General features: G+C 64.7%; 13 protein-coding genes. 2 read left to right on the top strand and 11 right to left on the bottom strand.

The genetic code is table 11. From position 1 onward, the window contains the following. The first annotated feature begins 10 nt into the window (after nucleotides 1-10). Together ACGFK1_RS08945 and ACGFK1_RS08940 are read left to right on the top strand one after the other, a co-directional pair. Nucleotides 11-1,276: a glycosyltransferase gene (locus ACGFK1_RS08945; protein ID WP_393427915.1), complete on the top strand. Its 1,266-nt coding sequence runs from the start codon at nucleotides 11-13 to the stop codon at nucleotides 1,274-1,276. A gap of 68 nt (nucleotides 1,277-1,344) precedes the next feature. Further along, nucleotides 1,345-2,154: a phthiotriol/phenolphthiotriol dimycocerosates methyltransferase gene (locus ACGFK1_RS08940; protein ID WP_393428444.1), complete on the top strand. Its 810-nt coding sequence runs from the start codon at nucleotides 1,345-1,347 to the stop codon at nucleotides 2,152-2,154. A 2-nt stretch (nucleotides 2,155-2,156) separates the two neighbouring features. On the opposite strand, the gene ACGFK1_RS08935 is transcribed toward ACGFK1_RS08940, so the two are convergent. The 11 genes from ACGFK1_RS08935 to ACGFK1_RS08885 are packed head-to-tail and all read right to left on the bottom strand — an operon-like array spanning nucleotide 2,157 to nucleotide 16,401. Continuing rightward, complete coding sequence (locus ACGFK1_RS08935; RefSeq protein WP_393428443.1) at nucleotides 2,157-4,343, bottom strand: acyltransferase family protein; 2,187 nt, start codon at nucleotides 4,341-4,343, stop codon at nucleotides 2,157-2,159. A gap of 35 nt (nucleotides 4,344-4,378) precedes the next feature. After that, nucleotides 4,379-5,209 carry a glycosyltransferase family 2 protein gene (locus ACGFK1_RS08930; RefSeq protein WP_393427914.1) on the bottom strand — a complete coding sequence of 277 codons (831 nt, stop codon included), beginning with the start codon at nucleotides 5,207-5,209 and terminating at the stop codon, nucleotides 4,379-4,381. Further along, on the bottom strand, nucleotides 5,202-5,774 hold the full coding sequence (locus ACGFK1_RS08925; RefSeq protein WP_393427913.1) for a class I SAM-dependent methyltransferase: 573 nt from the start codon (nucleotides 5,772-5,774) through the stop codon (nucleotides 5,202-5,204). Before ACGFK1_RS08925 ends, ACGFK1_RS08930 begins: the two co-directional genes overlap by 8 nt. Beyond that, complete coding sequence (locus ACGFK1_RS08920; protein WP_393427912.1) at nucleotides 5,768-6,823, bottom strand: polysaccharide pyruvyl transferase family protein; 1,056 nt, start codon at nucleotides 6,821-6,823, stop codon at nucleotides 5,768-5,770. Before ACGFK1_RS08920 ends, ACGFK1_RS08925 begins: the two co-directional genes overlap by 7 nt. Nucleotides 6,824-6,834: 11 nt before the next feature. Then, nucleotides 6,835-7,749, bottom strand: a complete 915-nt coding sequence (locus ACGFK1_RS08915; RefSeq protein WP_393427911.1) for a glycosyltransferase family 2 protein — start codon at nucleotides 7,747-7,749, stop codon at nucleotides 6,835-6,837. 14 nt (nucleotides 7,750-7,763) lie between these two features. Then, nucleotides 7,764-8,450, bottom strand: a complete 687-nt coding sequence (locus ACGFK1_RS08910; RefSeq protein WP_393427910.1) for an O-methyltransferase — start codon at nucleotides 8,448-8,450, stop codon at nucleotides 7,764-7,766. Next, nucleotides 8,440-10,056 carry a PE-PPE domain-containing protein gene (locus tag ACGFK1_RS08905; RefSeq protein WP_393427909.1) on the bottom strand — a complete coding sequence of 539 codons (1,617 nt, stop codon included), beginning with the start codon at nucleotides 10,054-10,056 and terminating at the stop codon, nucleotides 8,440-8,442. Before ACGFK1_RS08905 ends, ACGFK1_RS08910 begins: the two co-directional genes overlap by 11 nt. A gap of 11 nt (nucleotides 10,057-10,067) precedes the next feature. Next, on the bottom strand, nucleotides 10,068-11,132 hold the full coding sequence (locus ACGFK1_RS08900) for a polysaccharide pyruvyl transferase family protein (RefSeq protein ID WP_393427908.1): 1,065 nt from the start codon (nucleotides 11,130-11,132) through the stop codon (nucleotides 10,068-10,070). Further along, complete coding sequence (locus ACGFK1_RS08895) at nucleotides 11,125-11,853, bottom strand: GAP family protein (protein WP_393427907.1); 729 nt, start codon at nucleotides 11,851-11,853, stop codon at nucleotides 11,125-11,127. Before ACGFK1_RS08895 ends, ACGFK1_RS08900 begins: the two co-directional genes overlap by 8 nt. A 10-nt stretch (nucleotides 11,854-11,863) precedes the next feature. Then, nucleotides 11,864-13,138 (bottom strand): glycosyltransferase, encoded by a 1,275-nt coding sequence (locus ACGFK1_RS08890; protein WP_393427906.1) that lies wholly within the window; start codon nucleotides 13,136-13,138, stop codon nucleotides 11,864-11,866. After that, nucleotides 13,135-16,401: an RND family transporter gene (locus ACGFK1_RS08885; protein WP_393427905.1), complete on the bottom strand. Its 3,267-nt coding sequence runs from the start codon at nucleotides 16,399-16,401 to the stop codon at nucleotides 13,135-13,137. Before ACGFK1_RS08885 ends, ACGFK1_RS08890 begins: the two co-directional genes overlap by 4 nt. Nucleotides 16,402-16,425: the final 24 nt, after the last annotated feature.

The following is a 16,425-nucleotide window of genomic DNA, read 5'->3' as shown; positions in this document are numbered from 1 at the left end:
GTGTGCGCCGATGAGATTCGCGCTGGCAATGCATGGCAGCCGCGGCGACGTCGAGCCTGCCGCGGCGGTCGGACTGGAGCTGCAGCGCCGCGGACATGATGTGCGCATGGCGGTGCCGCCGAACCTTGTCGGTTTCGTCGAATCGGCCGGGCTTGCTGCGGTGGGGTACGGGCCTGACTCCCAGGAATTGATCGACGACGATTTCGTCCGCAATTACTGGAAGATGCAGCCGCTGAGGTTCGTGCGCGCATTCCAAGAGTACGTCAGCCGCGGCTGGCCGGAGATGGGCGCGACGCTGAAATCACAAGCCGACGGCGCCGACCTGGTGTTGACCGGCACGATCTACCAGGGCGTTGCCGTCAATGTCGCTGAGTACTACGGCGTTCCGTTGGCGGCGCTGCACTTCTTCCCTTCGCGGACCAACGGCCATCTGGTTCCCGCCGTGCCCGCTCCGCTGGTCCGGTCGGCGATTTCGGCCGTCTGGTGGTGGTACTGGCGAATGACCAAGAACGCCGACGACATGCAACGCCGGGAACTTGGCCTGCCGCGGGCGGTCGGCTCGTTGTCGCAACGGCTCTTGGGAAGCCGTGCGCTGGAAATTCAGGCGTACGACGAACTGTGTTTCCCCGGCCTCGCGAGGGAATGGGGTGGCCGCTGGCCCTTCGTCGGCGCTCTGACACTGCAGTTGCCGACGGCCGCAGACCGTGACGTCCAGTCGTGGATCTCTCGGGGAAAACCCCCGATCTACTTCGGTTTCGGCAGCATGCCGGTCCGCTCGGCACCCGAGACCGTCGAGATGATCAGCGCGGCGTGCGCCGAACTCGGTGAGCGGGCGCTGATCTGCTCCGGCTGGGCCGACTTCAGCGACATCCCCCAGACCGACGACGTGAAAGTGGTGCAGTCGGTCAACCACGCCGCCGTCTTTCCCCTCTGCCGCGCAGTGGTCCATCATGGCGGCGCCGGAACCACCGCCGCAGGCCTGCGGGCCGGCGTGCCCACGTTGATCTTGTGGGTCACCTCGGATCAACCGATCTGGGCGGCCCAGGTCAGTCGACTGAAAGTGGGCTACGGACACCGCTTTTCAAGCATCACCAAGAAATCATTGGTTACCGACCTACGCCGGATCCTCACCCCGCCATATGCGGCCCGAGCCCGTGCGATCGCCGGTCAGATGACCACACCTGCGGCCAGCGTAGCCGCCACCGCGGATCTTCTTGAAGAGTCTGTTCGCACGAAACCTGTTGGTAATTCGCCGACGGGATTGTCGAGACGATGAGTGAGGCCGAAGTGCACGAGAAGCAAGCGTCACGGGTAGCGGTGGCTGCAGAGCGTCCAATTCAACTGATGAAGCAGGGATTACAGCTACCCATGGTGCTCAAATACCGGCTGCAGTCTTCACCGCTCATCGGAAAGATAACGACGAAGTACCTCCTGCCGTACGGAACCCGACAAGTCGGTGACGACGTGGTCTTCTTCAACTTCGGTTACGAGGAGGACCCGCCGATGGCGCTGCCCCTGGCGGCGTCCGACGAACCGAACCGATTCGGCATCCAGCTGTACCACCGAACGGCCAGTCAGGTCGACCTCACCGGCAAACGGGTACTGGAGGTCAGTTGCGGTGCGGGCGGAGGAGCCTCGTACATCGCCCGCACCTTGGGCCCGGCTTCCTACACGGGCCTGGACCTGAACCCCGCCAGCGTCGAGCTGTGCCGACGGCGGCACAAGGTGCCCGGCCTGGATTTCGTGCAGGGCGACGCCCAAGACCTGCCCTTCGCCGATGAAACGTTCGACGCGGTGATCAATGTCGAAGCCTCGCACCAGTATCCGGACTTTACCCGCTTCCTCGCCGAAGTGGCGCGGGTGCTTCGCCCAGGCGGGCACTTTCTCTACACCGACAATTGCCGGCGTCGCTGGGTCGACATGTGGGAGGCCGCGCTGGCCGAGGCCCCGCTGCGGCGCATCTCGGAAACAGACATCAACGACGAGGCGCTGCGCGGGTTGAAGGAGAACACGCGGCGAGCACGGGCTCAGCTCAGCAGCCGGATGCCGGTGTTCCTCGCCGATATCGTCGGGCGCGGTTTCAGCGTCATGGACTGGGACCTGCGCCGCGCAGGAGGCATTTCCTACCGGCTGTACTGCTTCGTCAAGGACTGATCTCAGCTCTGCGCCAGCGCGCGGTCGGCCAGCGCCTCGAGCGCGGGCGCCAACAGCCGGGAATACTCCAACGTCAGATGACCGGCGTCGACGTAGACCAGGGTGTTGCCGATGATGACCGGGCATCGGTTCCCGGTGCAGAACAGATCGGTGAGATCGGCGTACTGCCCGCCACCCGCTTCCACGGCGGCGGCCTCGGCCGCGATGCCGGGTCGGTTGAACGCCGTCGACATGGGCGGCGAGCAGGCTGTTGCATCGTCGAGGTGTTCGGAAAGGCAGCCCGGCACCGATGTGTTCAGCGCGGGCAGCGGTCCGAGCACCAACACCTTGGCGCCCGTTTCACGCAACTGACGTACCAGCCGCGTCAGCGCGTTGTTCCACGCCGGGTCGTATGACGTGAAACCGGAAAGGAATCCGTGGCTGTTCGTGGCGGTATATGACCGAAACACGCTCACCATGACCAGCTTTGGATGCTCGGCACGTAGCCGCTCGATGATCTGACCGCGCCACTGCTCACAGCGTTGCACGTATTCGACCAATCGGCTGACGAGGGGGTTGGCGATCGGCAAGTCCATCATCGGGCAGGCCGCCTTGGCCATCGCTTCCATCCGCCAGGGCCGCTGCGTACCGATCTGCTGCAGTGCCGGAATCCACATCGAGGCATGCGAGTCGCCGACGATGGCCACAGTGGTCTTGGAGGCGGTATCGCCCATCGCGCATTCGGGTTGTCCGCTCTGCAGAGGTGCGCGCAAGCAGCCGTTGAACAGCATCGACCCGACTTCCCCTCCGGCGTCGGCTAGGGGTGGGCTGAGATTAGACGGCACGGCTTTGAGATCCGCGGACGCCGCCACCGCGGTTTGCACCTGCCCGAACACACTCGCGACAGGCCCTGCGGTGATCGTCAGCGGAGCAGTCTGTGCGCCGTGCCCAACAGGAACCGGCAGGGGTATGGACGACACCCAGAGCAACAATGCGACGCTCACACAGGCCGCGAGGGCAGAAGAAGCACTGCCGACCGCCAGGCTCTTCGCGGGGGACTTGCGCAGGAAAGCGGCGTAGCGCAACGGGTTTTCGACGACGCGCAGGGTGAGCACCGCCAGCACCCCTGAGGCGGCGAGCACCATGACATTGCCTGCCAGCCCGAGCGAGTGGCCCAGCAGTATCGGTACGAACACCAGTGCCGGCCAGTGCCACAGATACCACGAGTACGACCACCGTCCGAGCGCACGCATGGGAGGCACCGCCAGCAGGCGCCCAGCGCCTCGCGTCGGCGCGGCACAGCCTGCGCCGATCACCAGCGCAGTACCCACCCAGGGCAGCAGCGACGCGGTGCCCGGATAGGGGGTGGCCGGCGTCAAATAGGCGCAGGCAAACAGAATCAGGGCCAGCCCGATCCACCCCGTGATCAGCGCGACTCGCTGCGGAAGTCGGCGCCACTGGCCGGCGGTCAGTGCCACCAACGCGCCACCGGCCAACTGCCACGCCCTCGTCGGCAGCGAAAAGTACGCCGCAAGGGGCATCACGTAGGTGATCATCAGCGACAGCGCGAACGACGAAACCGCGACCAGCGCGACGAGCACCACATACGGCGTTTTGGACCGCGGCACATCGGTTTTCGGGCGCCTGCGGATGCGCCGGACCAGCCACGCCGTGCCGACGATCATCGGCGGCCAGATCAGATAGAACTGTTCCTCTACTCCCAGCGTCCAGTAGTGCTGAAACGGCGAGGCCAGCACGTTGTCGGCGAAATAGTCGACCTGTTGGCCGATGAACCAGAAGTTGGGCACGTACAACGCGCTCGCGATGCCGTCCATGAGGGCGGCTTTGGCCTGCAGCGGGGGCAGCAGAAGCGCCGCGGCGATCGCCGTGACCACGCCTACCAACGCGGAGACCGGAAGCAGCCGTCGGGCCCGCTTTCCGTAGAACTTGCGCAGCCCGACCGTGCCGGTGACGCTCACCTCGCGCCAGAGTTGCCCGGTGATGACGAAGCCGGAGATGAAAAAGAAGATGTCAGGGCCGACGAATCCGCCGCCCAAGCCGGGCATGGCGATGTGAAAACCGAGAATCGCCAACAGGGTCAGCCCGCGCAAGCCCTCGATGTCCGGACGAAATCCGGTCTCTGCCGGCGGCTGACCCTGCGCTTCGCGCGAAGGGCTCGCGGTACGGCTGACGGTGTCGGACTGGTGCATGCTCACCCAAATCTGTGTGTACGTGGACGCGACGATCAGTGGTCGGTGCAGAACCGGAGCACGCCGTGCTTGCGCAGCAGATAAAGCGCCGCCTTGTTGACCGATCTTTGGCGGTTCTTACCGCGAACATCAACGTCGCGATGAACGACCTTGATGCTCGGATCGAACTGTCGCTTGACGCCTATTCGCTCCAAACGGATTGCCAGATCTTGGATCTCGTGTTCGCGCAGTGCCGGGTCATATCCCCCGACCGACTTGAACAGCCCGGAGTGCACGAGCATGTTTCCTTCATGCACCCAGTAGGCGGGGGCAGGCGTTGGGGGCTCGAGGATGTTCGGCCACTGTCGTACCAGCGGCGCGATCATCCTTCGTACTGCTGCGGCCAGCCGCGGTTTGCTTCTCAAGCGATCGACCATCAGCGCAAGGAGCGCGGTGGAATTGCCCCACAGTGAGAACACTGCCCCATAGTTGTCGAGTTCCTGGCTACCGTCCAACCGGCACACCAAGCCGCCGATCAGACCGACACCCGATCCGGCATACCTCGCAACCACTTCCCGTACCAGCGTCGGGGTTTGGCTGGTTTCCAGGTCCATGTCGGCGTCGATGAAGTGAATGATCGCGCCGTCTGCGACATGGTCGATGATCTGATTGCGATTGGCCCCGGCTCCTCTGTTGCGCTCGCTGCGGACGAGTGTGACGTCGCCGCCGAAGGCGCCCACCACCTCTTCGGTGTCGTCGGTCGAGGCGTCGTCGAGCACGAAGACGCCGTCGTACGACTGCGCAATCACCTGGGGCAGCAACTTACGAAGGCTGTCCGCCATGTTGTAGTTCGGAATGGCGGCGACAACGGGCGCCTGGTCAACCATTCTGCTGCGAGAAGACGAACACGCGTTGGTCTTTCCAGGGTTCGTCTCGCTGCAGGACGAATCCGCGTTCGTCGAACAGCGTTCGGAGTTCGTCAGCGCAGTAGCTGTTCATCCAACCGTGGTTGAGACGGCCGATGGTCTCCAGTCTGCTACGCAGCCGATTGCCGGTCGTCCTCGTGCAGGCGTACGAGAGCACGCAGAGCGGGAAATGATTGGTCAGCCAATCGAGGACCGACGGCACGTCGCGCACGTATTCGAGCACACCCATGATGACGGCGACGTCGTAGGAGTCCGCGCCGAGCTCAGGCAGCGGCCTCTCGTTCAGGTCGCAGACGATCGTGCCGGGGCCACGGTCGACCAAGTCGGAGGCGGTATAGGTACACGACGGGTCGAGAAACCTTTCCAGCACCCTTGTGGCTGCGCCGAATTCGATGACGCGGCTGTGGTTGGGCACCAGCGCCGCGGCCATCTCGGTGCGACTCTCCCACGACGCATAGATGCTGCGGGGGTCGGCCCACCGGTCGTAATCCGTCTTCTGGCGGAGGGCTCCGGTCAATCTCAACATGTGGCTCCTAACTGATGACGAACGGCGGTGTATTCGGTGTCGAGTCGTCGTCGCAACTCGGCGACCTGAGCCTGCGTATTGGCCCTGATGCTCGCCGAGTCGGCAAGCGCGCTGCCGACGTGGTCGACCACCACGGCGGCGCGGAGCTTGTCGGTGCGGATGAGGCTCTGCTCGTTGCCGATCGATCGGGCGAAGTCGCGGCACTTCGGCAGATATTCGAGCGCGACGACGGGCGTAGCGGAGATGGCGGCCAGGATTCCCGCGTGCAGCCTGCTGACGATCGCCACAGAACAGCGGGCGAGCTCGTGTGCGGCAGCGCGGGCGTCGGCAGGCATGACGACTTCTGCATCAATGCCGTTGAGCGCCAGTCGGGTCCAGCGCTCGTCGGCACGATTCATCAGTATCCCGACAAAACGGTGCCCCCGCGATGACAGCTGTGCCACGGCCAGCGATATCTCGTGGGCGACCATCGCCGGGTCCTGTCCCCACAGATCGTCGTCGCCGAAACCGAGGTTCAGCCCGATCAGCCCGTCTTCGGCAACGACGTCGGGAACGGGAAGAAGAAGTGCCGGGTCACCGGAGACCTCGACACTGAGCCCCACCTCGGACAGCAGTTCTGCGCTGCGCGGTCCCCGCACAGAGACGGTATGGAAATCCGAGAGGATCGGTGCCCAGCGCTTCAACTCGTCACCGTCCGAGCCGTACCTGCGCCGGATGAAGTCGGGGTCCTCGACCCCGACGCCGATCGCGAAGCTGCCCTTGGCCCTGGTGAGCGTCATACCCCGCTGCGCCAGCTGCCGGAAGTAACTGGTGCCGACCAGTGTTCCGCCGCCCACCATCTGTACACCGCGGCGCAGTCTTCGATTCAATCCCGTTGCGGCCGCGCGTATCACCTCGTGTCGGAAGCGCGGTAGGTCGACGAAGGCGGCCTCGGGCAGCTGCGCGCGAACCGCGTCGTAGATGGCGTCATCGCCCAGATTGCCGCGGCCGTGCCAGCCGAGATAGCCGACCACGGGTGTCCGGCTGGTCGCGTTGCGGCCAGACCTCATGTTGGTAGTGATCATGGTGACGGGACCGCCGGGTCGGTGGGTGGGGAATAGTTCTCCAGGTAGGAGACACGGCGTTTCGCACCAGGCAGCGAGGGCAACCGGAACTCGAAGGCGGGGTCGAGCCTGAATGCGGGGGCACCGAACGATGCCCACAGGGTGGCGGCCTGGCGTTTCGACGGCCGGATGCCGAAGTCGCGGAGAAGATGTGACGCGTAGGGCAGCGCGGGGCCGACGAGCATGTTGCCGGAGTGGTTCTCACCGGTGTCGACCTGATAGACCGCGCCCGCGAACGGCAACGGCTGGAGACGACGCCCGTGCTCGCGCCACCAGTCGAACGCATAGCCGTGTTCCAGGAGGTTCTCCAGTCGGTCGCCGAAGGCTGCTGCGATCTCCTGTTGGGTAGCCGACACCCTCAGGTCGGGCGGCACCTCATACGCGTCGAACGGGACGATGAACGACGTGCCGCAGATCCGGAAGAATTTCCGCCGCAGCGCGTAGGCGTTCCTGGCACGTGAATAGACCCAACCGCGGGTCACTACCCAACCGGGCCCGCCGCGGCGGGAGTGCGCGAACCCCGCGATGTCGCGGTGAATGAAATCGTCTGCGTCAAACGGCATTACGTAATCAGGTTCGAAGGCACGCGCCGCGACCAGGCCGACGGCGGTCTTGGTGCCCTTGTCCCAGATGACCGATGCACGGCCGGTTTGAGGACCCTTGACGTCGGAGGGTGGGGCGAAGTCGACTTCCACGAAGTGCGTGCGCTCCGGTAGGCCGAACGCCGGGCGCCGGTTTCCAACGACGATCACCACGTACTCGCCGGACGTCTGCCGAATGACCGACGCCAGCGTGTCCTGCAGTAAGGATTCGACACGACCGTAGTTCGCGGAGTTCTGCGGGTGACGCAACGTGGTGATGAACGCCAGCATGTTTCGATACCCCGCTAGCGGCACTCGGCAAGGCCGAGCCGGTTCTGGAACTCCACGGCACCGGCCACGGGCGATGAGCGTGCGATCTCCAGCCACGCCTCGCGCATCCCTTGCCCGTAGCTGATGTCGTCGAACAGCACCAGACCGCCGGGCGACATGCGCGGCCGCAGGATTTCCCACTGCTTCATGACGAAGTCATAGGTGTGGATTCCGTCGACAAGGGCCAGGTCGATCTGCCCGGGGATGTCGTCGACATGATCCTCGAATGCCCCGCGGATCAACGTGAACCGATCCGATATCTCCGCGATGGCACGCTCGGCGACCTGCGCCCACTCGTCGTTGATCTCGAAGCTGTACAAATGGCCCCACCGCACCTCCTCGAGGCCCGCGGTGAAGTACATGCCGGACACGCCGAACCCCGAACCGAACTCGATGAGCGTCTTGGGTCGGCGCTGCGCGACCAGCCAGGCGTACAGATCACCCTGCATCGGTGGTGAACTCACATCCCGCACCGTGAATTTCATGCCGGGAAGGTCGTATTCGGTCGCCAGCTTCTGCGGCCCGAGTCGGTCGTTGTTGGCGGCCGCCAGCGCCTCGATCCGGTCCTTCTGCGGCGCACGGGGAAAGCGGCGGGGTAGGTCAGCAATCCAGCCACCGCGCGACACCCACTTCATCTGGCGGTTGAGCACGTTAGCGAGCATGCCGCGGTCCGCCCTTCTGCGAGCCACCGGCGCCGGCCGCCGAGGCAGCGGAGTGTGCTTCCTTCGCCGTCGCGCCCGAACGCGCGTGACGGGGTTGGTGCTTGGCGTCGTCGCCCTTCGCGGGCGCCTTCGCCGCGGCGTCGTCGCCCTTGGTGGGCGTCTTCGGGGCGGTCTCTGGTTTCTCGGTCGCGACGTCTTTCACTTCGGTCGCGTCCGCCGGCTTCGGGTCCGCGGTGGTGTTGTCCGGTTTCGAGTCAGTCTCGGGTACAGCGGCATTCGGCTTCTCTGCACTGGTGGCCGCTGCGGTCTCGACTGCGCTCGAAGCAGCGACTGAAGACGCGCCCTTCTTACTGGTCGGCTCGATGGCCGCGGTTTTCAACGTGTCTGCCTTCTCGGTCGTCTTGTCGGTTGCGGCGGTGCTGCCTGTCGTGTCGGTCGTCGCGGGCGGGCTCGTCTCGGTGACGGGGGGACCACCGACGCCGTACGGCCCCGGCCGCACCGTGCCGAAGGGGCGGATACCCATGGTGTCCTCGATCGCGTTGTCCAGTCCGGTTGGGATTGCGGCGAGGAAGTTGGCCGTCAACTTGATCGGGTTGGGCATGTAGAGCGGATTGAACGCGACCGGTTGGCCGGGGCTGAGCGTCCGGTTGTACGCGGCCTCCACGAGGACGCGCAGGGGTGCATCGAGCGCGTCTGCCAACGGATTTCCGACGACGGGCAGGGCTTGCACCGACGACAACAGCGGGAGGATCTGCTGGGGAATCATGTAGTAGTGGGTGTCGCCGTACTGTCCCTGATCGATGATGCCGGGGTCGTCGAGGCTGGTGTTGGCGTAGTTGTAGTGCACGTAGCTCGAGTACCAGTTGGCAACTGCGAACAGGTTGAGCGGGTTTATCGGCACATCGGCCCAGACGTCGTACTGTTCTGCGACGTCGACGGTTTGGTATTGGGTGTCGGTGGGTGATGGGCCGCTGAACGTGGCACCGCCGAAGATCACCCCCATCGGCATCGTGAAGCCCACGGGCCCGCGGGCCAGGAAGCCACCGTTCGGACGGTTACCGTTTCCGATGAAAACGAAGGAGACGTCGGGGCCTCCGCCGTCCGGGTATTGCGCTGCCAGCGCCCGCTTCTCGAACGTGCCGATCGTGGCGCTCTGCGAGTAGCCGAACACCACGAATTTGTCACCCGCAGCGGGTGCGGCCGATCCGACGTCGGGGTTGAACTGACAGTCGGTGGCCTTGATGCAGTTGTCGAGGTTCGTTGTGCCGATCGCGATCGACTGGTCCAGCGGCAGGGTGCCGTGCTCGGGCGCCCACTCTTCGGGTGTGATGACCGCGACGGGGTTGTACGACTGGCCGGCCGGCGGTGTCGCGACTCCCGACGGAGCGATGTAGTTGTCGACAGCCATGCCCAGATACTTCTGGACGTAGGAGAGGGTGTCCTTGTCGGGTGACAACGGGTTCCCCGTGCCACCCATGATCAACGCGGTGGTGGCGGCTATCGCTGTGGCGGTGATGATCGACGTCATCGTCGATGTCACCATCATCAGCACCACGGCGGCCAATGCGAACACGGCCGCCGCTGTCGCTCGAGCCCATCTCCTCACGCCATCCCCTCTCATCTGTCACCCATACCCAATTGCGTTCTCACGGAGGCATATTCACAGTGAAGTCGGTGCCGCAGCCGCTCCACTGCGGCTTGTTTCTTGATCCTGATGGTTCTCGCGTTCGCCAGCGCGTCTTGCACAGCGTCGACGATCGCACCACTGCGCAGCTTGTCGGTGCGAAGCAGAGACCGCTCGTCGTCGATGGACAGTGCGAAGTCTCGACACTTCGGTTGATATTCCAGTGACAGCACTGGCGTGCCGGAAAGGGCCGCCAGGATCCCGGCGTGCAACCGGGTGACGACGGCGACCGAGCAGCGGGCGAGTTCGCGCGCCGCGGCCGCCGCATCGGAGGGCGCGACGATATCGGCAGTGATGCCGGTGAGGGCCGCTTCCGTCCAACGCCTGTCGGAGGGATTCATCAGTATGCCGACGAACCGATACCCGTGAGCCGAAAGACGTTGGACCGCCTTCGACACCTCGTCGACCACCTGCTGCGGATCGTGCCCCCACAGGTCGTCTCCGAACCCGAGGTTCACTCCGATCAAGTCCTCTTCGGCGGCGACCGAGGGCGACGGCAGGACAAGCGCCGGGTCCCCGGATACCTCTACGGAGAGTCCGAGATCAGCCAGCAGCTCAGCGCTTCTGGGGCCCCGCACCGACACGGACCGAAACTGCGAAAGTACTGGCGCCCAGCGTTTCAGCTCGTCCTTGTGCGAGCCGCTTCTTCGCCCGATGAAGACGGGGTCCTCGACGCCGACACCGATGGCACAGCTTCCGTTCTCCTTGGTGAGCGCCAAACCGCGGTTGACCCAGCGCCGCCAATCGCGCCGTCCGACGAGCGTGCCGCCGCCCAAGACCTGTGTGCTGCGGCGCAGCGACTGATTCAGACCTGTTGTGGCGGCCCGGATTCGCTCGTGGGCAAACCGCGGGAGGTCCACGAAGGTGGCGGAGGGCAGTTGCGTCCTGACCGCGTCGTAGATGGCGTCGTCGCCGAGGTTTCCTCTCCCGTGCCAGCCGAGGTAAGCGACCACCGGCCGCACTGCACACGTCATGTCGATGCTCGAAGACTCATGCATTGCCGAGACCGGCCGCCACCAGCAGGAGGCCCCCTACCGCGAAGATGACTGAAAAGATCGGCCTGGCCCGAACACGCACCCAGTCGTGCAGTTGAAGCATCAGCACCTGACTTCTGGCAGGCGTTGCCAGGCAGCTGACAAGTGGAATCTCGATCGCCGCCAACGCCACAACGACGAAGATCAGTGCCGCACCAACCTGTATGCCGATCTCGGCTCCCGAACCCAGGATGGCGACGAGGACCACGAGGTACTCGATGGGCGGCGTTGCCGTAACGGTCCCCGCGACGAACGCCAGCCAGAAGGCACGATCCTCCCGCCCGTTCTCGGCCAGCGAGGACAGTCGCGCGACGGCGGGCGGAGTGGGCGGTCCGCCAAGCGGAGCCGTTGTGGCACCGATCATCGCCATCGACCGTTGCCGGGGGAAGACGCCTCGCGCGACGAGAAGGGCAAGCGGCAACGCGATGAGACCAAGGGCGATCTGGACGTATCCGGCTGTGGAACTCGTGGTGACGGCGGCGACGTGGTCGGCCAGCACCGGGGTCAACTTTCGCAACACTGTGAGCAGCACGACGGCGGTCACCAGGCCCGACGCCATGGCGCCGAGCCAGTACGCCGACAGGCAGCGCATGGGCTGTCGCTGCGAAATCAGAACGAAGGCGATGCCCAGACGCATCGGGTCCAACGCGGCGATCATCGCCAACGCCAATACCATGCCCCACATATCGGTCCCGCTACCTTGTCGTCGTCGATTGTGTTGTGCCGCTGGGCTGCGCCGCCTTCTCGAGGAGATCGGCGGCCATCCCGACGGCAGCATTTGGTGTGGTCATCCGACGCGCGATTTCCTCTGCGCGTCGTTGGTAGCCCGGTTCGAGGATGGTGCGCAGGTCTGCGACGAGAGTGCGCCGGTTTGATGTCGAGAACCGCCTCGCAACACCGACCTTCATGCGCTTGACGGCAGCGGCCCAGATCGGCTGATCGGCAACATCCCAGAGGATCAGCGTCGGCTTTCCCGCCCGCAGGCCGGCTGCGGTGGTGCCCGCGCCGCCATGATGCACGACCGCCCGGCAGAGCGGGAAGATCGTGCCGTAGTTCACCGGGCCGACGAGTTTGACGTGCTCGGGCGCCCGGATGCCACCGAAATCCCCTGCCCCACAGTAGATGAGCGCCCGCTCACCCACTTCCGCACACGCCGCGCTGATCATGGCGACCGTCTCCGCGGGCGACAGTACCGGTGTGCTGCCGAAGCTGAAGTAGATCGGCGCAGTGCCTGCCGTGCTCCAGGATGCGACCTCGTCGTCGGCGTCGGTTGGCAACTGCATGGTCAGGGCTCCGACGAAGGGCCGCCGTTGCCCCCACTCCTCGGCGAGGCCGGGAAAACACACTTCGTCGTAGGCCTGAATCTCGACTGATCCCTGCTGCGCCATCCGCTCTGCGGACGGGACCGTGACCCGCGGCAGGCGGAGTTCGCGCCGTTGCGCGTCTTCGGCGCCCCTGGTGATCTGCCAGTACAGCCACCACGACGCCTTCATCACGGAGCGGGTGAGCGGCGGTAACGCGGGCAGCGATGCGACACCGAGTTGGCCGTTGACCCGCACCGGGAAGTAATGCAGGGCGGCCAGCGGAATGTCGTGATACTCGGCGACGTTCAGCGCGACCCCCTGGTAGGTGTGCCCGGTGAAGAGCAGATCGGCGCCCTCGGCCAGTGTCGTCAACGTGCTGCTCATCTCGGCCCAGCCCTGCGCGTAGATGTCCGTGACGGCGCGCAGGATGTTGCGCGGATGCTGTATTCGCACGGCATTGCGGATGAAATCGGACGCCGCGCTGAGCTGTGCTTGTGAATCCGGCCCGTACCGGACGGCGGCCAGGCCCACCGACTCGACGAAGTCCACCATGTTGGGGGCGACCGCCATGTGCACGTCGTGGCCACGGCGCTGCAGCTCGAGGCCGACAGCTGCGCACGGCTCGACATCACCCCGGGTGCCGTGGACGGCAAGGACAAACCTCATCGGCGCACCTCAGCGTGTCGCAGGGATTCGATGTGGGCAGACAATTCGGCCTCGGTCATGTCATCGGAAAATGTTGTCGCGGCGCCGGAGTGGTCGTCACACCAGGAGATCGACGAAATATCGTCCTCGTCGTCGGATGCACCCGCATGGTGGCTGTGATGTCCGTTTCCGTCGACCGGCAGGTCTTTGAAGACCTCGTCGATCACGGGATCGTTGGTCCTTCGGCGATGCCGCTTGACCCGCAGGGCGCGCAGTCGCGCGGACCACGCCTCGGGCAACCACCGGTTCGGCCACCAGTTGGCCCGCCCGACGATGACGGCCATGGCGGGTACGGTCACGGTGCGAACCAAGAAGGTATCGAGAAGAATTCCGATGCCTATCACGAACCCGGCCTGGAGCATCGTGGTGATGCTGGCGAACATCAGACCCAACATGGAGGCCGCGAAGATCAGGCCGGCCGACGTGATGACACCACCGGTCGAAGAAACGGTACGGATCACACCGATCCGGATGCCGTGGGGCGACTCGTCCCGGATCCGTGAGATGAGCAGCAGGTTGTAATCGGCACCGACGGCTACCAGCAGGATGAACGTGAGCCCTGGCACGCTCCAATGCAGCTCTTGGCCTAGAAGTTCTTGGAACACAAGGACACCCAGACCCAGCGCCGAGAAGTACGAGATCAGCACCGAACCGATGAGATACAGCGGCGCGACGATGGCGCGTAAGAGGCAGATCATGATCAGCAGCACGATCAGGATGGTCGCGACGATGAAGAACTGGAAGTCGTTGTGGTAGTAGTCGCGGGTGTCGCGAAGGATCGTGGACACCCCCGCCATCGATATCTTGGCGTCGGACAGTGTGGTGTTGGGCTGCGCGCTGCGCGCGGCGGCCTCGACGGCGTTGGTCTGGTCCATCGCGGCCGTGCTGAACGGGTCGAGGTTCGTCTGGACCAGGTAGCGGATCGAATGTCCGTCTGACGAAACGAAAGACGCCGCCGCTTTCTTGAAGGTGTCCTCGGTCAAGAGTTGAGGCGGCACGTAGAACCCTGCCATCGACGGCGCCTGGGCGTCGTTCTTCATGGCCAACAGGAAATCCGAGGCCTGGCTCAGACCTGAACCGAGCGTCCTCGTCTGGTCGACAAGGACTTGGACACCTTCGGCCAGCTTCTGGCTACCGTCGGCAAGGGCGTCGGCGCCTTGTTGCAGTTGGGCCAGCCGATTCTGCAGGCCACCAGGCTGATCCAGCCCCATCTTCTGCACGGCATCGGTGGCGGTGGTGAGCACGCCACGCAGACGCGTCACCGTGGCGTCGAGGGTCTGACTCTGCTGTGTCGACTGCAGCGCCTGCCCGAGGGCGGCGACTCTGTCGAATGTCCCGTCGTTGAGCGCGGTCACGATTCGCCGCAACTCTTCACGCGAGTTGCGGCACGACGGGTCGAGGTTGCAGGTCAGGCTGCCGTCCAGAGCGGTCAGCACGGGCGGGGCCCAGTCGAAGCTCTCTTTGAGGTTCGCGAAGTTGAGCCCGATCGCGTCGCCGAGCGACCGCATGCCGCTGATGAGCTTGGCCGCGTCATCGATGTCCTGCAGAGTCGTTCCTCCACCGAGCTCGGTCTGTACCGAGGTGAGCGCGTCAACAAGGACTTTGGCGGTCGCCATGGCCGAGGTGACCTGGCCTCTGACCTGGCCGAGACTATCGGCGAGCGTGTGGGCACCGCCGGTGAGAGTGTTGAGGTCTTGGTCATGTTGCTCGATGAGTTGGGAACCCTCGTTGAGCTTGTTGCCTACCTCACCGGCTTGATACGTCGCCTTCGCTTGTTCGAAGGGTTCTCCGGTCGGCCGGGTGATGCCACGGACGAGGCCGACGTCGGGCACTTGGCTTACCCGTCTTGCCATCTGCTCGAGGTCGGCGAGGGCTTGGGGTGACCGCAGGTCGTGTGGCGACTGTATGAAAAGGAATTGCGGCATCAGCGAATCCAACGGGAAATGCCGGGCCATCGCGTTGTAGCCGATGACGCTTTCCACGTCGGTGGGAAGCGTCTTGCGATCGTCGTAGTTGTACCGCACGAAACTCGCGGAGGAGGCGAGGAAGATGAGCAGCAGCAGGCTGACGGCGAGATGAAGTTTGGGGCGACGCACGATGCGGATGCCCGACCGACGCCAGAACTGGTTGGTGCGAGCGCGTCTCGGCTTTATCCAGCCACGCGGTCCGGCGAGCACGATGATCGCAGGCAGGAGCGTCACCGCGGCAAAGAACCCGATCGCGATCGACAGCGAGATCGCCGGCCCGACCGTGGTGAACACCGGCAGCTTGGCGAGGACCATCGCGAAGAAGGTGACCGCCACCGTGGCGGCCGATGCAGCGATCACCTTGCCAATGGACGTCAAGGCCCGCGCCACCGCTTCCTTCGATTCCATTCCCTGCCGGACGTAATCGTGGTAGCGGCTGATCAGGAAGACGGCGTAATCGACTCCCGCGCCGATCATCACGACGCTCATCAGGATCAGGGTTTGCGGCGAGATGCGCAGTCCTGCCTCGGCGAGGCCGGCAAGCACTCCCTGCGCTGTGCACAGCGATATGACGATCGTGATCAACGGCAGCAGCATCGTGATCACGTTCCGGTACACCACCAGCAGGATCAGAAGTACCAGGAACGCGGTCCCCATCTCGATCAGATGCAGATCTCGCTCGCCGACGGCGGCCATGTCGCTGACGGTCGCCGCGGGGCCGGTGACGTTGGCGGTCAGGCTCGAGCCCGCCACCGTTTTCTTCACGATGTCGGCGACATGGTAGTACGCGACACGGCCCTCGGGTGACCCCATGGAGCCGACGAGGGTGACGGGCAGACTCCAAGCCTTGTTGTCCTTGCTCTGCAGCACTTCTCGCAGCGGCGGAGTGGACAGGAAATCCTGGACCGACTTGACGTCGGCGGTGTCCTCCTGCAGCTTGCCGATGAGTGTCCGGTAGGTCGCCTCGTCCGCGGGCCCGAGACCCTTCTCGTTGGTCAGGACGACCAACACGATGTTGTCGGAACCGGCCTCGTGGTAGGCGTTCGTCATCTCCTTGGCGGTGACCATCACGGGCGCGTCGTCGGGCAGCTGGGCCACCTGCTGGCGCGCGGTGATTTCCGCCAACGGCGGAAAGGTCACCAATGGGATGATCGCGAACGCTATCCAGAGCCCGATCACAAGCAGCGGCCATCGCACGACCACCGTCGCTAGCCGCTGGAAAATACCTTCTCCACCGGCTCTCTCAGTCTTGGCCATCCTCGATAAGCCTCAATCCGTTGA

The sequence above is a fragment of the Mycobacterium sp. NPDC048908 genome (genome assembly GCF_043197955.1).
Classification (GTDB): Bacteria; Actinomycetota; Actinomycetes; order Mycobacteriales; family Mycobacteriaceae; genus Mycobacterium.
Note: the sequence above shows the minus strand (reverse complement) of the source record. Positions and strands in the feature narration are given on the sequence as shown.